At 62.8% G+C, this 18,549-nt stretch carries 21 protein-coding genes; 13 read left to right on the top strand and 8 right to left on the bottom strand.

Annotated features, from left to right (window positions below):
- Positions 1 to 40 precede the first annotated feature (40 nt).
- Entirely contained in the window at positions 41 to 1,012 is a 972-nt protein-coding gene (locus ACIQ17_RS05020) for a Bug family tripartite tricarboxylate transporter substrate binding protein (RefSeq protein ID WP_398466032.1), read from the top strand.
- 44 nt (positions 1,013 to 1,056) lie between these two features.
- On the opposite strand, the gene ACIQ17_RS05015 is transcribed toward ACIQ17_RS05020, so the two are convergent.
- From ACIQ17_RS05015 to ACIQ17_RS05005, 3 genes are read right to left on the bottom strand one after another with little or no spacing between them, the layout of a single operon-like run.
- A complete protein-coding gene (locus ACIQ17_RS05015) occupies positions 1,057 to 2,265 on the bottom strand; it encodes an alpha/beta fold hydrolase (RefSeq protein WP_398466030.1) in 1,209 nt (402 codons plus the stop codon).
- Positions 2,266 to 2,274: 9 nt separating this feature from the next.
- Positions 2,275 to 3,165, bottom strand: a complete 891-nt coding sequence (locus tag ACIQ17_RS05010; RefSeq protein ID WP_398466028.1) for an NAD(P)-dependent oxidoreductase — start codon at positions 3,163 to 3,165, stop codon at positions 2,275 to 2,277.
- Between the two features lie 58 nt (positions 3,166 to 3,223).
- On the bottom strand, positions 3,224 to 3,904 hold the full coding sequence (locus ACIQ17_RS05005) for a GntR family transcriptional regulator (protein WP_398466026.1): 681 nt from the start codon (positions 3,902 to 3,904) through the stop codon (positions 3,224 to 3,226).
- Positions 3,905 to 4,010: 106 nt separating this feature from the next.
- On the opposite strand from ACIQ17_RS05005, the gene ACIQ17_RS05000 reads away from it, so the two are divergent.
- The 6 genes from ACIQ17_RS05000 to ACIQ17_RS04975 are packed head-to-tail and all read left to right on the top strand — an operon-like array spanning position 4,011 to position 8,982.
- Complete coding sequence (locus tag ACIQ17_RS05000; RefSeq protein ID WP_398466023.1) at positions 4,011 to 5,234, top strand: ABC transporter substrate-binding protein; 1,224 nt, start codon at positions 4,011 to 4,013, stop codon at positions 5,232 to 5,234.
- A 20-nt stretch (positions 5,235 to 5,254) separates the two neighbouring features.
- Complete coding sequence (locus tag ACIQ17_RS04995) at positions 5,255 to 6,115, top strand: branched-chain amino acid ABC transporter permease (protein WP_398466021.1); 861 nt, start codon at positions 5,255 to 5,257, stop codon at positions 6,113 to 6,115.
- The gene (locus ACIQ17_RS04990) at positions 6,112 to 7,086 is read left to right on the top strand and encodes a branched-chain amino acid ABC transporter permease (RefSeq protein WP_398466019.1); all 975 of its coding nucleotides are present in this window, start codon (positions 6,112 to 6,114) and stop codon (positions 7,084 to 7,086) included. Before ACIQ17_RS04995 ends, ACIQ17_RS04990 begins: the two co-directional genes overlap by 4 nt.
- Positions 7,083 to 7,808: an ABC transporter ATP-binding protein gene (locus ACIQ17_RS04985; protein WP_398466017.1), complete on the top strand. Its 726-nt coding sequence runs from the start codon at positions 7,083 to 7,085 to the stop codon at positions 7,806 to 7,808. Before ACIQ17_RS04990 ends, ACIQ17_RS04985 begins: the two co-directional genes overlap by 4 nt.
- A gap of 14 nt (positions 7,809 to 7,822) precedes the next feature.
- Positions 7,823 to 8,527, top strand: a complete 705-nt coding sequence (locus tag ACIQ17_RS04980) for an ABC transporter ATP-binding protein (protein WP_398466064.1) — start codon at positions 7,823 to 7,825, stop codon at positions 8,525 to 8,527.
- 50 nt (positions 8,528 to 8,577) lie between these two features.
- The gene (locus ACIQ17_RS04975) at positions 8,578 to 8,982 is read left to right on the top strand and encodes a carboxymuconolactone decarboxylase family protein (protein ID WP_398466015.1); all 405 of its coding nucleotides are present in this window, start codon (positions 8,578 to 8,580) and stop codon (positions 8,980 to 8,982) included.
- A 77-nt stretch (positions 8,983 to 9,059) separates the two neighbouring features.
- Here ACIQ17_RS04975 and ACIQ17_RS04970 read toward each other — a convergent pair whose 3' ends face one another.
- Positions 9,060 to 9,869 (bottom strand): MetQ/NlpA family ABC transporter substrate-binding protein, encoded by an 810-nt coding sequence (locus ACIQ17_RS04970; protein ID WP_398466013.1) that lies wholly within the window; start codon positions 9,867 to 9,869, stop codon positions 9,060 to 9,062.
- Complete coding sequence (locus tag ACIQ17_RS04965) at positions 9,866 to 10,174, bottom strand: hypothetical protein (RefSeq protein ID WP_398466011.1); 309 nt, start codon at positions 10,172 to 10,174, stop codon at positions 9,866 to 9,868. Before ACIQ17_RS04965 ends, ACIQ17_RS04970 begins: the two co-directional genes overlap by 4 nt.
- A gap of 223 nt (positions 10,175 to 10,397) precedes the next feature.
- Here ACIQ17_RS04965 and ACIQ17_RS04960 point away from each other — a divergent pair, with 223 nt between their 5' ends.
- From ACIQ17_RS04960 to ACIQ17_RS04935, 6 genes are read left to right on the top strand one after another with little or no spacing between them, the layout of a single operon-like run.
- Positions 10,398 to 11,669, top strand: coding sequence for an ABC transporter substrate-binding protein (locus ACIQ17_RS04960; RefSeq protein ID WP_398466009.1), 1,272 nt, complete (start codon positions 10,398 to 10,400; stop codon positions 11,667 to 11,669).
- Positions 11,670 to 11,673: 4 nt separating this feature from the next.
- Entirely contained in the window at positions 11,674 to 12,432 is a 759-nt protein-coding gene (locus ACIQ17_RS04955) for an ABC transporter ATP-binding protein (protein ID WP_398466007.1), read from the top strand.
- Complete coding sequence (locus tag ACIQ17_RS04950; protein ID WP_398466005.1) at positions 12,429 to 13,160, top strand: ABC transporter ATP-binding protein; 732 nt, start codon at positions 12,429 to 12,431, stop codon at positions 13,158 to 13,160. The genes ACIQ17_RS04955 and ACIQ17_RS04950 overlap by 4 nt, the downstream gene beginning before the upstream one ends.
- Positions 13,160 to 14,020: a branched-chain amino acid ABC transporter permease gene (locus ACIQ17_RS04945; protein ID WP_398466003.1), complete on the top strand. Its 861-nt coding sequence runs from the start codon at positions 13,160 to 13,162 to the stop codon at positions 14,018 to 14,020. Before ACIQ17_RS04950 ends, ACIQ17_RS04945 begins: the two co-directional genes overlap by 1 nt.
- Positions 14,017 to 14,922, top strand: a complete 906-nt coding sequence (locus ACIQ17_RS04940) for a branched-chain amino acid ABC transporter permease (RefSeq protein WP_398466001.1) — start codon at positions 14,017 to 14,019, stop codon at positions 14,920 to 14,922. The genes ACIQ17_RS04945 and ACIQ17_RS04940 overlap by 4 nt, the downstream gene beginning before the upstream one ends.
- Before the next feature lie 16 nt (positions 14,923 to 14,938).
- Positions 14,939 to 15,463, top strand: coding sequence for a carboxymuconolactone decarboxylase family protein (locus ACIQ17_RS04935; RefSeq protein WP_398465999.1), 525 nt, complete (start codon positions 14,939 to 14,941; stop codon positions 15,461 to 15,463).
- Positions 15,464 to 15,481: 18 nt separating this feature from the next.
- Here the strand turns inward: ACIQ17_RS04935 and ACIQ17_RS04930 are convergent, their stop codons facing one another.
- From ACIQ17_RS04930 to ACIQ17_RS04920, 3 genes are all read right to left on the bottom strand, one after another.
- Positions 15,482 to 16,855 (bottom strand): LLM class flavin-dependent oxidoreductase, encoded by a 1,374-nt coding sequence (locus ACIQ17_RS04930; RefSeq protein WP_398465997.1) that lies wholly within the window; start codon positions 16,853 to 16,855, stop codon positions 15,482 to 15,484.
- A 19-nt stretch (positions 16,856 to 16,874) separates the two neighbouring features.
- Complete coding sequence (locus tag ACIQ17_RS04925) at positions 16,875 to 17,957, bottom strand: LLM class flavin-dependent oxidoreductase (RefSeq protein ID WP_398465995.1); 1,083 nt, start codon at positions 17,955 to 17,957, stop codon at positions 16,875 to 16,877.
- Between the two features lie 85 nt (positions 17,958 to 18,042).
- Entirely contained in the window at positions 18,043 to 18,249 is a 207-nt protein-coding gene (locus ACIQ17_RS04920) for a hypothetical protein (RefSeq protein WP_398466062.1), read from the bottom strand.
- Positions 18,250 to 18,549: the final 300 nt, after the last annotated feature.

The following is an 18,549-nucleotide window of genomic DNA, read 5'->3' as shown; positions in this document are numbered from 1 at the left end:
CGTACGACGCCTGATGAACTAACAATCGAGGGAGGCACTCTTGCGCCAATTGCTCATCGGCATTGCATTGCTGGCCGTTTCGCTGACATCGGCGCGCGCCGATGGCTACCCGGATCGCCCGATCACGCTCGTCGTCCCCTACGCAGCAGGCGGCACCACGGATGTTCTCGGGCGAATACTCGCCAAGGCGCTTGGCGCCGAACTCAAGCAGACGGTGATCGTGGAGAATGTCGGCGGCGCAGGCGGCACGCTTGGCACCCAGCGTGTCGTGCGGGCGAAGCCGGATGGCTACACACTGAATTTCGGCAATATGGGATCGATGGCGGCCAGCGTGCCGCTCTATCCCACCCTTGGCTTCGATACACGGAAGGATCTGGTTGGCATTGGCGTATTCGCCAATGTCCCGATGATGATCTCGGTCAGCAAGAAGAGCGGGATCACCAGCCTCGGCGAACTCATCGTTCGCCTGAAGGAGCAGAGCGGCCGGGTCACCTTCGGTCATTCGGGCGCCAGCTCCACAGCTCAGCTTGCTGCGGCCATGCTGCTCTATCTGACCGAGACCAAGGCGACACTGGTTCCTTATCGTGGTTCAGGGCCCGCCATTCAGGACCTCATTGCCGGCAATATCGACGCCGTGATCGATCAGACCGTGACCATGATCCCGGCCCATCAGAACGGTCTGGTGCGCTCGATCGGCGTATCCGCAACGCAGCGTCTGGGGCAGGTGCCGGACGTCCCGACTTTCGCCGAAGGCAATGTGCCGAAGTTCGATCTTCAGGTCTGGAACGCGCTGGCAGCGCCGGCCGGAACGCCGCCTGCGGTGATCGCCGTGCTGGAAGCCGCGCTCGCCAGATCGCTCGAGAATGAGGAGGTCAAGGCTCGCTTCACGGAGCTGGCGGCACAAGCTCCACCGAAATCCGAGCTCGGCGGCGCCGCCCTGCAGAAACTGATCGCCTCGGAAGTCGACCGCTGGTCGACGATCGTCAAGGAAGCCAAGCTCGACGCGCAATAGGCGGTGGACCGACATGTTGCGCATCATTGATGATGCGCAGCATCTTACTGTTTGAGCGATGCGAATACGGGGCGCAGATATCGCAACATCTCTGCCGGATGTTCCGTCATCGGGAAGTGCCCCAGTTCCGGCATTTCAATGACCTGCGCATTTTCGATCCAACCGGCGAGCTGGTGCGCGTCATCGACCGTGGCCGAGAAATCGTAGTGGCCGATCAGGAGCGACACCGGAATCGCCTTGCCATCGATCCGCCTGGCGATCTGCTCGCCGTCGAACTCGTCCGAGTAGAAAGCGAGGTCGCCGTCATAGATGCCGGGTGCGCCCTGCGAGTAGATATAGGCGGCGCGGCGACGCAGATCCGCCGGGCTGCGCGGCCCGAGCAGGCCGCGGACATAGGCTGCCGAGTGCCAGCCGCCATTGACCTTTGCGTGGGTGAGATAGTCATTGCGGCGGCCGCGCGGACGCAACGGCGCTTCCAGCGCAATCACCGCGCGGACGAGATCGGGGCGTTCTGCCGCAAGCACCATGGCGATGCCGGCCCCCATCGAGCATCCCATCACGACGACGGGCTCTCCGATCACCTGTTCGATGAAGCTCACGCACCAGTCGAGATAGGTCTGCTGATCGAGCAAATAGGTATCGCCGCTCCAGTCCGCCGGCGGCATCGAACGGCCGTGAAAGGGCATGTCGAAGCCGATGAAGCGCCAGTCCTTGCCGAGGGCTGCGTCGCATATCACACCGTGAAACTGACGCGTGTCCGCGCCCGCCGTGTGCAGGCAGAGCACGGGCGTGCCAGTGCCGGCCTGTTCACTGTAGATCTGTGCAATCCGGCGCGTCGCGGTCGTGACGCTGTGATAGCTGCCACGCAGGTGGCTCAGATCCGCTTGCGGTGCCGGAATGTCATACGGCGTGAGATTGGCGAAGATGGCTTCGAAACAGGCGCGGGCCTGTGCGATGGCCAGCGGATCGCCGGTGATCGTGAAGCGGGGATTGCGCAACTGGATCGATGAGAACGAGTGATAGGTCGGCGGTGCCGGATCGGCGAGCACCAAGGCCCAGTCGTCGGCGCTGGCCGCGATCCCGATATCGCTCGCCTCGTCTAATGACGTCGGTGACGAGCCGATCACGACGGCATGAGTCTGGTCGCCAACCGTAAAGTGCACGCGCAGCGAGAGGCCGCGCGAAAACACTTTCACTTCCGGTTTGTCGAGCGCCGCCGTGAGATGATCGAGCAGCCGTTCGAAGACGGACATCGATATCGCTCACTTGTCCGCGGTGAGATAGCGTCCGATCTCCGTGTGGTCCGACTTGGGGCCGAGCTGCTTGAGCGCGTTGTTCCACATGGCGGTGATCTCGTCGGCGAGCGGAGCCTTGACGCCGATCTGATGGGCGAGTTCGTCAGCGGTCTGGATGTCCTTCGCCATCAGCGCCATCGCGAAGCCCGACGCGTAGCTTTCCGAGATCATGAACTGCTTGAGCTTGTTCTCGGTGGAATTGTTGCGGCCGGTCGACGCATTGAGGACGTCGACGAGGGTGTTCGGCTCGATGCCGAACTTGCTGCCGATGGCGAGTGCCTCGGCAGCCGCAGCCAGGCCTGCAGCGGATACGTAGTTGTTGAGCGCCTTGGCGGCGTGGCCAGAGCCGAGCGGACCAGTGCGGAAGGCGGCCGGGCCCATGGAGAGCAGAACCTTGTCGGCGCGATCGATGGTGGCGTGCGCGCCACCCGCCATGATGGCGAGGGTGCCGCTGATGGCGCGCTTCACGCCACCGGAGACCGGGGCATCGATGAATTCGAAGCCATCGGCGATCAACTCTTCACCAAGGGCGCGCGTGCCAAGCGGCGCGGATGAGCTCATGTCGATGATCACGGTGCCCTTGGCGAGCTTGGTTTTGAAGCCTTCAATGGCCGCACGAACGATCTTGCCGTCGGGGAGCAGGGTGACGATCGCAGCTGCGCCGGCGATTGCTTCGTCGATTGTCGCGGCGGCATTGCCGCCTTCTTTCGCGAAAGCGCTTCGCGCATCTGCCGACAGGTCGAAACCTGTCACTTGAAAGCCGGCGCGGGCGATACAGGCGGCCATCGGACGGCCCATATTGCCAAGTCCGATCACGGTCACCTTGGCGGGCGGGATGATTGCTGCTGAATTCGTCACGGGCGTTCCTCTGCTATTGTTGTGTTTGTTTCGTGCTTGTTTGAGTGCGCTCGGGTCGTCAGTCGCTGCGACTGAGGGCCTCGAGCGCGACCTTTGCCGCATTCTGAATATGAAGGACGCAGGCGCGCTCGGCGCCTGCCTCGTCGCCGTTTTCGATGGCGACGAGTATCGTCTCGATCTCGCGCAGGCTGGTCCCGATCCGGTTTCCCTGAGTCATGGATGTCATGCGCAGGACCGTCACGCGATTCAGCAGCATTTTCAGGAAACGCTCGACGAAACCATTGCCGCAGCCTTCGAGCAGGGCGGCATAGAATTCGGTCTTGGCAGCGAGCAGGTCGCTTCGGTCTTCCTGGCCGGCGACTTCGCCCATCCGCACGAACTGCTCACGCAGCCGCGCGATGATTACGGGATCGCGGCGCCGCGCGCATTCGCGACCGGCATAACCTTCGAGTAATCCGCGAAGATCGTAGAGCTGTGCTGCTTCTTCGGTGGTGATCGTGCTGACGACGGGGCCCCGATGCGGGATGGTCGTGACGAGACCTTCAGCTTCGAGCTGTCGTAAAGCCTCGCGAATGGAGGTGCGGCCGACGCCGGTCTGCTCGCAGAGTTCGCGCTCGATCAGCCGCTGGCCGGGCTTGAAGCGGCCGCTGCCGATTGCAGACCGCAACCGGTTTTCCACCAGCTGGCGCAGGCTTGTCGTCTCGCGCGTGACGTTCAGATCCGAGTCATTTTCTGCCATGCGTCAATTGACCGCCTATCAGACAATCTGTCAAGCAGCTTGACCGCCTGTCTGATTTGTGTTCCCCATAAGGCAAGCCTTAAGGCACCCATCGGAGGAAACTGTCATGTCGAAGACGTCGTCTACGCGCGGAGGGATCGATCGCCGCACGGTTTTGGCCGGAACGGCCTCGCTGATCGCAGCGCCCTGGATTTCCTCCACGGCTCAGGCCCAGGCCAAGCAGGTGAATATCGGCGTGATCATGCCGCTGTCCGGCGCGAATGCGCAGTTCGGCATCAATTCCCGCAATGGCATCGAACTGGTCGCGGACGAGATCAACGCAGCCGGGGGCATCAAGGCGCTCGGCGGTGCGAAGATCAATCTGATCGTTGCCGACTCCACCTCGACCCCGACCACCGCCGGCACGGTCGCCCAGCGCATGATCAGCCAGAATGAAGTCACTGCCATTCTCGGCGCCTTCGCATCGTCGCTGACCATTGCGATCTCCGAAGTCACTGAACGTCGCGATATCCCGCTGCTGACGATGTCGTTTGCGGACCAGATCACCGGTCGCGGCTACAAGAACATCTTCCAGGTCGTCGCCAAGGCATCGGCGCTTGGCAAGGCGCAGCTCGATTACACCGTGGCGATCGCGCAGGCAGCCGGCACCAAGATCGACAAGATCGCAATCATGTATGAAGACACGGCCTATGGCACCGCGCAGGCCGGCGGTCTCCGTGCCGCAGCCAAGGCGGCGAATATCCAGCTGGTGATGGATGATGCCTATCCGCTCGGCATCACCGACACGACCCCGCTGATCAACAAGCTCCGTGCATCCGGCGCGCAGGCCGTCTTCCCCGTCTCCTATCTGAATGACAGTTTGCTGCTGATCCGCACCATGCGCCAGCAGCGCATCACCATTCCGGCCATCGGCGGCGCCGCCGGCTACGTGATCCCGGATTTCGAAAAGGGGCTCGGCGAGTTCGCCGAAGGCGTGCTGTCCATCGCTCCGGCCAATTATGATCTCGACACGAGTCTCACCGATCGCTTCCGCAAGCGCTTCGGCTATTTCATGGTGCACGAAGCGCTCGAACACGCGGTGGCGCTGGATGTGCTGGTGCAGGCCATCGAGAAGGCGAAGTCGGCCAAGGCCGAAGACGTCACCATGGCGTTGCGCGGCGGAAAATTCACCGGCGGATGGACCAAGGCGATGACCGGCGGTGCCGTCGAGTTCGACAGCACGGGCCTCAACACCGCATCGATCCCGGTGATGGTGCAGTGGCGCAAGAAGGAGCTCGTGACCGTGTGGCCAAAGGATGTGGCCAAGGGCGCGGCCGAGTGGAAGTCCTGATCCTTTAGCGAAAGAAGATCGTGTCGTTCATTCAAGCGATTCTGGATGGCCTCCTGGTTGGCGGCGTTTACGCCGTCATCTCGATCGGCCTGACACTCGTCTACGGCGTGATGGGCATCGTGAATTTCGCGCAGGCGGAATTCCTGATGATCGGCATGTTCGTCTCGTGGTTTGCCTGGGCCTATCTCGGCCTCGATCCCGTCCTCGCGGCGCCACTGTCCTTTGTCGTGGCATTCGTTCTCGGATGGCTCGTGCAGGGGCAGTTGATCTCGCGTGTGCTCAAGGCTCCGTCGGTCGCTCAGATCTTTCTGACCGTCGGACTGCTGATCGTGCTCGAGAATGGCGCGTTGCTCGCATTCGGATCGCAGTTCCGCTCGGTGACGACATCCTATCAGACGCTGTCACTGTCGCTGGGCTCGCTCTTCATCAGCGTGCCCTATCTGATCGCCTTCTCCATGTCGTTGGCGTGCGGTCTGGCCTTGTGGTGGTTCATGCGCACCAGCTGGTTCGGCCGCGCCATGCGGGCAACCGCGCAGAATCCCATGGCGGCTCAGCTGATGGGGATCGATACCGCGCTGATGTACAAGATGGCATTCGCGCTTGGTGTCGGTCTCACGGCCTTCGGCGGCGCCGTCATTCTTCCCTATGTCACAGTATTTCCGCAGGTCGGCGGCCAGTTCGTCGTGTTGATGTTCACGGTCGTCGTGCTGGGCGGGTTGGGGAGTGTCGCCGGTGCGGTTGTCGGCGGTCTGGCGGTCGGCGTCATTCAGGCGCTGTCTGCCTTGTTCTTCCCGATCCAGCTGCAGAACCTCGTTCTGTTCCTCGTCTTCATTCTCGTGCTCGCCGTTCGGCCGCAGGGTCTTGTGGGAGCAAGCCGATGAAACGCTGGATCGCAATCGCTGTCATCGTTGTTGCTGCGGCGATCGTGCCGTTGCTGCTGAACCCGACCGGATACTGGATCCGTGTCTTCACCTTCACGCTCCTGTTCGCTGCAATGGCGCAGGCGTGGAATCTGATCGGCGGTCTCGCCAATCAGCTCTCGCTCGGGCACGCCGCCTTTTTCGGCATTGGCGCCTATACGTCGACGATCCTGCTGCTGAAATTCGGAATCAGCCCGTGGATCGGCATGTTCGCAGCCGGTGCACTCGGTGGTCTTGCCGCGCTCATCATCGCGATCCCGACCATGCGGCTGCAAGGGCACTATTTCGCGCTCGCCACGCTTGCCTTCGGTGAGGTGGCACGTGTCATCGCCAATGTCTGGACCTCGCTGACCGGCGGCCCGGGCGGACTGTCCGTGCTGTTCGTTCCGCCGAGCTTCGCCGCCTATTCGTTCAAGCAGCTGCTGCCGCATGCCTATATTGCGCTGATTGCACTCATCATCGTCACGGTGATCTTCGAGGTGATCCGGCGTGGCGCGATGGGCTACCGGTTGCGCGCCATTCGCGAGAATGCGGCGGCCGCGGAAGTCATCGGCATCGACACGACCAAGGTCAAACTGCAGACCGCGGTCATCTCCGGCGTGCTGACGGCCATGCTGGGCACGCTGTTTGCCCAAGTCGCCGTGTTCTTCGATCCCGATACCGCGTTCAGCGCGGCGTCGATCTCGATCCGCGTCGCCCTGATCGCCATCATCGGTGGTGTCGGTACCGCCGTCGGCCCGATCCTCGGTGCGTTCTTCATCGTGCCGATCGAGGAACTGATGAACGATCTGTTCTCGTCAGGCGCTGCAGGTCTGTCGCAGTTGATCTTCGGTGTCATTCTGATCGTGGTCATTCTCTGGCGTCCGCGTGGACTGGTGACCGTCATCGAGGCGCTGCGCGCTCGGCTTCAGGGCAAGGGAGCGCAATCATGACGATCCTCGATGTCCGCGGCATCTCGCGGCGGTTCGGCGGCTTGCAGGCACTGTCGGACGTGACGTTCTCCGTGCCGAAAGGGCAGATCGTCGGTCTCATCGGGCCCAATGGTGCCGGCAAGACGACCTTCTTCAGCACGCTCTGCGGGCTGATCAAGCCGGATACCGGTGCCATCACGCTCGACGGCACCAGCATCGTGGGCGAGAAGCCGCACAAGGTCGCCGGGCTCGGCATGACAAAGACGTTCCAGAACGTGGCGCTGTTTGCCGAGAGTTCGGTGCTCGACAATGTGCTGACGGCGGGCCTGCTGCGCCACAATGTAGAGACCGCGCGTGAGCGGGCACTGGTCTGCCTCGATCGCGTCGGCCTCAAATCCGTAGCTCACAAGATGGCCGGCAACCTGTCGTTTCCGGAACGCGCCCGGGTGGAGCTCGCGCGTGCGCTGTGTACCGATCCCAAGGTTCTGCTGCTCGACGAGGTGATGGCGGCGCTCAACCCCGTCGAAATGCAGGAGATCATGGATCTGATCCGCCAGTTGCGCGATGACGGCATTACGCTGCTTGTCGTCGAGCATCATATGCGCGCCATCATGGCGATCTGTGACCGCATTCTCGTGCTGAATTTCGGCCGCCTGCTTGCCGACGGCACGCCGCGCGAGGTCGCCAACGATCCCGTGGTGGTCGAAGCCTATCTTGGCCGTTCGGCGGAGGGGCACGCATGACCGGCTCCCAGCTCCTGCTCGAAATCAAGGGTCTCAATGCCGGCTATGGTGGCATCGATGTCCTGCATGACATCGACATCGAGATGCGCGAAGGCGAATTCGTCTGCATCATTGGCGCCAACACCGCTGGCAAGAGCACGATCCTGCGCACGATCTCGCGGCTCGTTCCCAATGTCCGTGGCACGCTGCGCTTCGACGGTCACGATATCGCCGCACGCACGGCACATGACATTCCCTCGCTCGGCATCGCGCATGTGCCGGAAGGGCGTCATGTCTTCCCGGACATGAGCGTCGAGGAAAACCTGATGCTCGGCGCGTTTACGGCGCGCAAGGCGACGGACCTGCAGCAACGGATGGAGCGTATTTTCGAGCTGTTTCCGCGCACCCGTGAGCGGCGTTCCCAGCTTGCCGGCACTCTGTCCGGCGGCGAGCAGCAGATGGTCGCGGTCGGCCGCGCGCTGATGCTGCAGCCCAAATTGCTGTTGCTCGATGAGCCCAGCCATGGTCTCGCGCCAAAGGTCGTCGAGGAAATGCACGATGCGTTTGTGAAGATTCATCGCGACGGGACATCCATTCTGCTCGTGGAGCAGAATGTCAGTCTCGCTCTCGACGTTGCCGCGCGCGGCTATGTTCTGGAGAGTGGCCGCGTCACACTTCACGGCAGCTCTGCGGAATTGAATGAAAACCCGGCCGTTCGCGCCGCCTATCTCGGTATCTGACCGGTAAGCGGGCGAGGGGAAGCCTCTACCTAGCAAGAAGGAGCCACAACATGAGCTACGACCAGACGATCACCCTTGGCGGTCTATTCGACGAAGGCCTGAAGACCCGCCGCGAAGTTCTTGGCCCTGCTTATGTCGACAAGTCGATTGAAGCTGCCAATGATTTTCAGATGGCTTTCCAGCACATCACCACTGAATGGTGCTGGGGCTATGCTTGGAATCGCCCGGGTCTCGACAAGAAAACCCGCAGCATGCTGAACCTCGCGATGCTGACCGCCCTCAATCGCTCGCCCGAAATCAAGCTGCACACCCGCGGCGCGATCAATAACGGCGTGACCGTCGAGGAAATCAAGGAGGTGTTGCTGCACGCCACCGTCTATTGCGGCATTCCCGCTGGCCTCGATGCGTTCAAGGCGGCCAACGAGACGCTCAAGGAAATGGGCAAGGTCAAGTAACGCCTTCACATGAAGTCTTGGCAAAATGCCCGCGCCGTGAGGCGCGGGCATTTTCGTTGGTGTGTCGGTGTCCTCGCCTACCAGGCCGGCAGGATCGAGCCCTTGAACTTGGCCAGGATGAAATCCTTGACCGGCTGCGAGCGATAGATCGCGATAAATTTCTTGAGGTTCGCTTCATCCTTGCGGTCCTCGCGGGCGGCGAAGATCAGGGTGAAATAGGGCTTGGCCTCGGTGACCTCGGTCTCGGCCACCAGCGCGGTGCTCAGCGGGAGGCCGGCCAGATAGGCATAGTTCGAGGAAACGAAAGCCGCCGCCACGTCGTCGAGCGAGCGCGGTAATTGCGCAGCGTCGATCTCCGCGATCTGCAGTTTGTTGGGATTTTCTGCAACGTCGAGAATGGTCGCCGAGAGCCCCGTATTGGGTTTCAGCTTCAACAGGCCGGCCTTTTCGAACAGGAGCAGGGCGCGGGCCGCATTGGTCGGGTCATTCGGAATCGCGATCCTGGCGCCGTCGGGAATCTCGGATGCCTTCTTGTACTTCCTGGAGAAGATGCCGGCCGGAACGAGGATCGACTCGTCGAGGGCTGCCAGCTTGTAGCCGCGCGCCTTCGACTGGTTGGCGAGATAGAAGCGGTGCTGGAAATTATTGAGGTCGATGTCGCCGGCCTGCAGCGCCGCATTGGGCTGGTTCCAGTCGGTGAATTCGATGATCTCGGCCTTCAATCCTTCTTTCTCGGACAGCCGCGCAGCTTCGCGCAGGATGTCGCCATAAGGCCCGGCAGAAACGCCAACCTTGATCGGCTTGTCGGCTGCGCTGGCCGGAAGGGCGGGAAGAGAGAGGACGATGGCCGAAAGGGCAATGGAGAGAACTCGTGATGCGATGGTCATTGAAGGTCCGGCTTGGCGTATTCACGCGGAATGGGAGAGCGAGTGCGGAGCTGCCGCAGGTCGAAATGATCGATCATCGTCATCGCGCGCGTCAATGAAATGGAATTTTGATTCTCGCCGGCTTTGGAGAGAGATGCGCAGGCGCTCACGATCGGCAGGAGCAAGCGTTGCTGATCCGGGCCGGCGTTGAGCTGGCGAGCCAAACGACTGCTGTGTTCTGCGATGGAAACCGCATCGATGGCGACACCATGCCGGCGGGCTTGAATGGTGACGAAGGCTTCACGGCGGGGCCACGCCCGCGACATTCATTCAAAATGCTTCTTCTGCGCTATCCCGGCGTGTGGAAGAATTTTTCTCCCAGGGCTGCCTTTTTGGTAGATTGTCTTTTCCGGAATTTGACGGGCGCGCGAAAATGTCTTCTTTATAAAGCTATCTTGACAATGAGGTGAGATCGCGGGACGGAAATGCGTGTTCCCAGGCGCAAGCTTGGACAAGCCTCTGATTTTTCACCGTAAGAAGGACAGCGGAATGCGTCTTGCAGACGCCGTCCAGTTGCCCGCGACATGTCTGGAGATGACCGTGCCGACCATTTCGCTTCCGCGCCGTTCCCTGCTGGCCGCTTCGGTGGCCATGGTCGCTGCGTTCGCCAGCCCGTCGATCGGGCTCGCTCAGGACGGGCCGGTCCGCATCGGCCTGCTGGCACCGCTGACGGGCACTGGTGGTCCCTACGGTCAGGAAGAAGAGCAGGCGGCGCGCGCCGCGGTCAAGATCATCAATGACGCCGGTGGCGTGCTCGGTCGCAAGCTCGAACTCGTGGTGGCTGATGACGAGTCGCAGCCCACCGCAGGCGTCGCAGCCGCGCGCAAACTGATCGACGTCGACAAGGTCGTCTCGATCGGTGGTGTGTGGAGCAGCGCCGTGGCCCTCGCCATCAAGCCGATCGCACTCGAAAAGGGCGTGCTGCTCAGCACCGTCGGTTCGGCCGATGAAATCACCGATGGCGACAACAAGAATCTGGTGTGGCGCTTCCAGACCAACGGCAAGAGCTGGGGCGAAGGTTTCGCCAAGGCCATGGTCAAGGACGGCGTGAAGAGCGCTTCGATCCTGGTGCTGCAGACGCCGTTCACACTGAGCACCATCCAGCCGTTCCGCAAGGCGTTCACCGATGCCGGCGGCAAGGTGCTCGATGAGGTCAACTTCAATGCCGGCCAGCCGTCCTATCGCACCGAGGTCGAGCGCATCTTCGCGAAGAAGCCCGATGCGGTGTTCGTTGCGGCTTACATCAACGAACTCAGCGCCATTGCCAAGGAAGCATTCCGCTCGGGCTATGAGAGCAAGATCTATGCATTCGGCAATGCTGCCGGCAGCAATGGTCAGTTCGTCAAGAATGTCGGCGCTAATGTTGCCGAGGGCGTGGTCTGGACGCAGCAGGTGCCGGTCGGAAAGTCGGTGTCGTATAGCCGCTACCTGAAGGAAATCGGAAAGCCGGAAGGCACCATCATGACCTTCGGCGCGCAGGTGTTCGACCAGATCGTGCTGACGGCGCTTGCCATCGAGAAGGCGAAGAGCACCGATGCGACGAAGTTCGGTGGTGAATTTCCGTCGCTCGTGAACAGCGACGGGCCGTCGCTCGGCGATCCCGCCGAAGCGCTGAACGCACTGCGCGACGGCAAGCCGTTCCGCTACGCCGGTGCAGCCTCGGACTTCAAGTTCGCGAAGAATGGCGACCAGACCAATCTCAGCTATGGCCATTTCGTCATCAAGTCGGGCGAGAGCAAGCTGCTCGGCGAGATCCGCTGAGGCGATGCTCGAGGCCGACGATGTCAGCGTGGTCTATGAGGGCGGCTTCACCGCGCTGAGTGGTGCGTCGGTGACACTTGCTGCCGGCAGCGTCACAGGCCTGATCGGACCGAACGGCGCCGGCAAATCCACGCTGTTCGGTGTGCTGGCCGGCGCGGTCAGGCCGGCCAGTGGCGAGGTGCGTCTGGCCGGCGAGATGGTGACGCATCATGGGCCGGTCTGGCGCGCGCGTCGCGGATTGGCGCGCACCTTCCAGCTGTCGCGCGAACTCGCGAGTCTGTCGGTTCTTGAGAATGTGATGGTGGCCCAGCCACAGATGCGCGGCGAGCGTCTGCTGTCAGTGCTGTGGGCCCGTGGCGCCGTGCGGCGGGAAGAAGACGCCGCGCGCGACAAGGCACGCGGGCTGCTGCAGCGTGTCGACCTGTGGCGGCTTGCCGATGCACCTGCCGGCACGCTCTCGGGCGGGCAGAAGAAGCTCCTGGAAATCTGCCGCGCCCTGATGCTCGACCCACGTATCGTGTTGATGGACGAGCCGAGCGCCGGCGTGAATCCGACACGGATCGGCGAGATCGTCGAATTCGTGCAGGCGCTGCGACAGGAAGGCACGACTTTCGGCCTCGTCGAGCACAATATGGGGATGGTCCGTGCGCTGTGCGATCACGTCTATGTCCTGGCAGAAGGACGTGTCCTCACCGCCGGTCGCTTCGACGAGGTGATCGCGGATACACAGGTCGCATCCGCCTATCTGGGCGCCCAGTCATGACATCGCGCGCGAGCGGACTTGAATTGCGCGACGTGATCGCGGGCTATGGCGGCCAGCCGATCCTGCATGGCGTCAGCTTGACCGTGCAGGCCGGTGAGACGCTGGTGGTTGTCGGCCCCAATGGATCCGGAAAATCGACGCTCATGAAGACGGCCGTCGGCCTGCTGCGTCCGATGTCCGGCGTGATCAGGCTTGGCGATGCCGATGTCTCGGCGCTCGGCGCGCCCGCGCGGGCCGCGCGTGGCCTTGCTTACGTTCCGCAGGAAGCCAATGTCTTTCGCAACATAACCGTGCTTGAAAATCTGCAGGTCGGGTATGAATTCGTGGCGCCGTCCGGAAGCCCGGGCTTTGCCGAGCGGCTCGAGGCAGTGCTGGCGTTGTTTCCCGAAATCCGCGTCAAGCTGCGCAGCACTGCCGGGCATCTCAGTGGCGGCCAGCGGCAGATGGTGGCCATGGCGGCGGCCCTGATGCCGAATCCGTCTGTGCTCGCCCTCGACGAACCATCGGCCGGACTGTCACCGCGCAATGCCGAGCTTCTGTTCGAAGTGATCGGCCGCGTGGCCGCCTCGGGCGTCACCATGCTGATCGTGGAGCAGAACACGCGGCTCGGCCTCGGTGCCGCCGATCAGGGTGTCGTGCTGGTGGGCGGCAAGGTGCGCCTCGCTGCCCCCGCGGCGACGGTGCTGGCCGATCCCGATATCCGCCGCCTCTATCTCGGAGGTGCGTGATGTTGCAGCTTCTCGTCAATGGCGTCGTCACCGGGCTGCTGCTGGCGCTGCCGGCGCTGGCGTTGTCGCTGACCTTCAGCGTGCTGCGCTTTGCCAATTACGCCATCGGCTCCTATCTCACTTGCGGCGCCTATCTCGTCTATGTCGGCAATGTCGTGCTCGGGCTGCCGCTCTGGCTCGCTGCCGGTGCTGGCGCGATCCTGTTTGCCGTATCCGCTGTGGTCATCGACTGGCTCGCTTTCCGGCCGTTGCGTGACCGCTCCGGCGTGACGCTGCTGGTGGCTTCTATGGGCGTCGCCATCGCATTGGAGAACGTGATCCGTTTCTTCGCCGGCAATTCGCCGCGTGCTTATGATGTTGCGGTGACGCGGCCGATCCGTCTCGGCGATATCCGCCTCAATCACGAACAGCTCACCATTCTGATGACGGTCACCGCAGCGCTCGCCGTGGTCTGGATCGTGTTCCGCTTCACGCGGCTGGGCCGCATGATGCGCGCCGTGGCGGACAACCCCGATCTCGCCGCCGTGCGCGGCATTACGCGCTCGCGCGTGGTCGCCTGCGTCTGGCTTATCTCGGGCACGCTGATCGCACTGTCGGGCGTGCTTGTCGGGCTCGATGCCAATGTGGAGCCGCAGATGGGCTGGACCTATCTGCTGCCAGTGTTCACGGCTGCGATCCTCGGTGGCATCGCCAATCCGATGGCTGCCGTCGCTGGCGCGCTGACACTCGGCATTGCCGAGGAACTGGCGACATTGATCATGCCGGTGCACTATCGGATGATCGTGACATTCCTGGTGATGGTGGCGCTGCTGTTGCTGCGGCCATGGGGTCTGTTCGGAACGCGGTGGGTGACGAAATGACGGTCTATCTCATCGCCACCCTCACGGTCGTCGCCATCGCCGCCCTTGCGGGCCTCGCGCTCAATCTGCAATGGGGCATGGGCGGCCTGGTGAATTTCGGCCTGTTCGGCTTCTACATGCTGGGCGCCTATATCGCAGGCCTGTTGACGGTGCAGGGCGTATCACCCCTGTTTGCTCTCGTCGCTGCGATGATCGGTGTCGCCGCGCTCAGCGCGGCCAGCGCGCTGATCTCCGTGCGATTGTCGGAAGACTATCTTGCCATCGTCACGCTCGGCTTCGCCGAATGTCTGCGCCTCGTCATCAGCTATGAAGGCTGGCTGACCAAGGGCATGCTCGGGGTCGCCGGCATCGAACGGCCGCTCCAGGCGCTGTGGCCGCGCGGCTTTGGCGATGTCGGCTTCCTCATGCTTGCGCTTCTATCGGTGCTGATCGTCTATGCTGTGCTGCAGGGCCTAGCGCGTTCGCCCTTCGGCCGGCTCGTGCGCGCCACGCGCGATGATCCCGGCGTGGTCGAGGCGCTCGGCAAGTCCGTGCTGTCGGTGCGTGTTCGCGTTTTTGCGGTGGGCGGCGCCATTCTCGGCCTCGCCGGCAGCCTGCATGCGTTCTATTACACCTATATCGATCCCACCCAGTTTGGCCCGATCATCACCGCCTACGCCTTCATGGCAGTCGTCGTCGGCGGCCGCGGGAGCAATCGCGGCGTTCTCGCCAGCGCCTTCACGCTGATCTTCCTGCTCGAGGGCAGCCGCTTCCTGATCGACTATGTGCCCGGCCTCGGCGCGGCCGAACTGGCGGCCATCCGCCTGTTCCTTGTCGGCGTGGGGCTGGTTGTTCTACTGATCTTCAAACCCGACGGCTTTGGCCGCGAGCCGCGCTCGGCGCTCGCGAACAAGGCGAGCTGATTCCAGGAGTTTTCCCATGGCCCGTGTCACCCTCAAGCGCCGGGACGATCTGCCCGACCACCTCAAGCCGCTCTGGGACCGCATGACCGTCTATGGTCCGTTCGAGGGGCAGGCCGGCGCGATGGCCAATCGCCTGCCGATCTTCGAACATATGTGGAAACTCCTCACCCAGCTCGGTGATGAGGGCGTGCTGAAGAAGCGCTATCTCGAATTGGCAATCGTTGCGACCTCGCTGGTCAACCAGTGCGAGTTCTGCGTCGCCCAGCACTCGCCCAAGCTGGCCGTGGAAGGCATCACGCCGGACGGCGCAGCCAGCCTGCTCGACTGGGAGAAGCATCCCGAACTCGATGAGATCGACCGTCTCGTGGTCGAGTATTCGATTGCCGTGACGGCGAACTGGAGCCGCATTCGCGACGCCATGTTCGAGCGCCTGCGCGCGCATTTCAACGACGCGCAGATCGTCGAGCTGACCTGGCGCATCGCCCTGTGCGGCGCCTTCAACCGCTTCAACGATGTGCTGCAGGTCGAAGTCGACGTCTGAGGCGCGCGGGCAGCCGGTTCAGACCGGCTGCCGATACTGCGCTGCCGGGTGGCTTGCCGGCAGCAAGGCTGCCGCGTTGGGAAACAGTTTTTCGCGCAGCGTTCCCTCACGATAGGCCGTCTTGTAGAGCCCGCGCGATTGCAGCTCGGGCACGACAAGGTCGACAAAGGCCGCCAGTGACTCGGGTGCGACCAGGCGCACGAGATTGAAACCGTCGATATCGGTTTCGCGCGCCCAGTCCGCGAGCTCGTCGGCAACATCCTGCGGCGACCCCACCACGAATGGCGCGCGTGCACCGGCGGGGCTGAGCGATGCGAGGTCGCCAATCTTCATCGGCACATCGCTGCGCTTGGTGAGGTTCTCGACCATCGACTGGATCGCATTGCTCTCGACATATTGCAGCGCCTGGTCCGGCGCAAACTTGGAAAAGTCGATTCCGGTCCAGCCGGACAGCAGCGCGAGTTGCCCGCTTTGATGCACGTAGGACGCATATTCGGCGTGCAGGTCCTTCGCTTCACCCCGCGTCGGCGCCACGATGATGTTCAGCCCCGCGAATAGCTTGATGTCGTGGGGGGAGCGGCCAAAGTCCTTCGTGGCCGTACGGATCGCCTTCACCGTCTCGGCCAGCATCGGCTTGGTCTGCCCGTTGAGAAAGATCGCCTCGGCATGTTTGGCGGCGAAAGAGCGGCCGCGCCTGGAGGCACCGGCCTGATAGAGCAGGGGCGTTCGCTGCGGCGACGGCTCCGACAGATGGATGCCGTCGACACGGTAATGTGGCCCGTGATGATGGATCGCGCGCACCTTGGCGGGGTCGGTGAAAACACCGCTAACGCGATCGCGGCGCACGGCATCCTGCGCCCAGCTGCCCTCCCACAGTTTGTAAGTCGCAGCCAGGAAATCATCGGCGACATCATAGCGATCGTCGTGAGCGCGGCCGGCCTCGAACCCCATGCCACGCGCGCCACTGTCGAGATAGCCGGTGACAATGTTCCAGCCGATGCGTCCCTGGGTCAGATGATCGAGCGTCGAGAAGCGGCGCGCGAAATGATAGGGATGATCGAGCGTCAGATTGGCGGTGATGCCGAAGCCGAGATGCTTCGTCACCAGCGCCATCGCCGAGACGAACAAGGTCGGATCGGCATTGGGGATCTGCACGCCATGCCTGATTGCAGTGTCCGGACTGTCGCCGAATACGTCATAGACGCCGAAGACATCGGCCAGGAAGATGCCGTCGAGCAGGCCGCGCTCCGCCGTTCTGGCGAAGTCTGTCCAATAGTCGAGCGTGTTGTAGCCGATCGAGGCATCGCGCGGATGCGACCACAGGCCGGCCCAGTTGTGGCTCGGTGCGGTCATGTTGAAGGCGTTGAAGCGGAGTTCTTTGGTTGCAGTCATGTGTCCGGTGTCTGGTCGATCAAGTCCCGGCTTCGTCGCGCAGAAGCGGGAGGAGGAGGCGTCCTTGTCGCTCGATCTCGGCGAGATAGGGCGTGTCGGACAGGATAAAGGTTCGGACGCCCGATGCGCGATATTTCTGCAGCGATCGGGCAACTTCCTCTGCAGACCCGACCAGCCAGGTGGTGCCGGCGCCGGCTGCCCCATATTTTCCGGGAGCGGTGTAGAGATTGTCGTCGAGCACGTCGCCGCGCGTCTGCAGATCGAGCAGGCGGCGTTGCCCCACGGCGATCGGCGGGCCGTGATCATTCCAGCCGGCGCCCGCCTTCTTCGCCATTTCAGCGACCTTGGCTTCGGCCACGGCCCAGGCTTCACGTGATGTCTCGCGCACGACGGTGGTAATGCGCAGGCCGAATTCCAGCGGCGCGAGATCGCGATCAAGGCGTCGGCTGATATCGCCGAGCCGCGCAATGCGCTCTTTCACATCAGCCAGCGGTTCGCCCCAAAACAGCTGCACATCGGCTTCGGTGGCGGCGACACGCTCGGCGGCTTCCGACGCCCCGCCGAAATAGAGCTTTGGATGCCGGCGTTCGCCGTGCGGTGAGATCCGCGGCGCGGCTGTGGAGTTCGCGACGCGGAAATGCTCGCCCGCATAGGTCACGTCCTCCTCGGTCCAGAGGCGTCGAACCAGCCGCATGAACTCTTTCGTCCGCGCATAGCGGTGGGCTGGATCGGATTCGCCGTCGCCATAGGCGGCGAGATTGTCTGTCCCGGTCACGATATTGACGCGGACACGACCGCCGGTGAGCTGATCGAGCGTGGCGGCTGCGGAAGCGAAATGCGCAGGCCGCCAGTAGCCAGGTCGTATCGCGATCAGCGGTTCAAACGTGGTGGTGCGTGCCGCCAGGGCTGCAGCGACCGTAAACGTATCCGGCCGTCCCCAGCCGGTCCCGAGCAGCGCGCCGCGCCAGCCGTGGCGCTCAAGTGCCTGGGCCTGGTCGGTCAGTGTCGCGATGCTGTTATGGTTGGGATCCGCGGTATCGCCGCGATGGCCGGCCTTGACGTCATTCGGGATGTACCAAAGGAATTCCGACTGAACGCTCAAGGTCATCTCCGGTGTCTCGGGGGAGCGGCACGCACGACCGCCGCGGCGTCCCACGACGGTTCATGCACGCCTTCGGTGGCATTTCTCAGGCAGCCTGCAGGCGGGCATGGCCGGCGCGGCGGGAGTCGATAAGTGCACGCGCGGCGCGTTCCGCAGCGCGGGCCGATCCGAAGTGAGTTCCCTCGAGTGAATCGAAGGCGGTCTCCGACGAGAAGAAGCGGAAGCCGCGCTCATCGGCAACGACGATGCCGGCGGTCTGGTTTGCGATTTCGATGATATAGGCGTGTGGCATGTGTTTGTGTCGCTGCATGGCAGCGATCCCATCCGAGAGTTGCGATGTCACGAAATGAAAGGTCGACGTCTGGCTGGGATCAACAACACGCGCCGGTGGCCGCAGACACGCAGCGGCGTGTCACGCTTCTGCGCAACTCACTCACTCCTGTTCTGCCGGTCATGGTCATGCGGGTGCCTCTGAGCACGGGTTGTCTATGTGAATTTCGTCGGAATAGCCGTTCCGGTCAATGAAATGGCTATCCATATTCGGCAGCCAGGTGTGCCGAATGTCCTTTGGGAAGGGTGACAGACAGAAGAT

Origin of the sequence: Tardiphaga sp. (assembly GCF_044340795.1) — a bacterium.
GTDB lineage: Bacteria > Pseudomonadota > Alphaproteobacteria > Rhizobiales > Xanthobacteraceae > Tardiphaga.
This window is presented reverse-complemented; position numbering and strand designations above follow the sequence as displayed.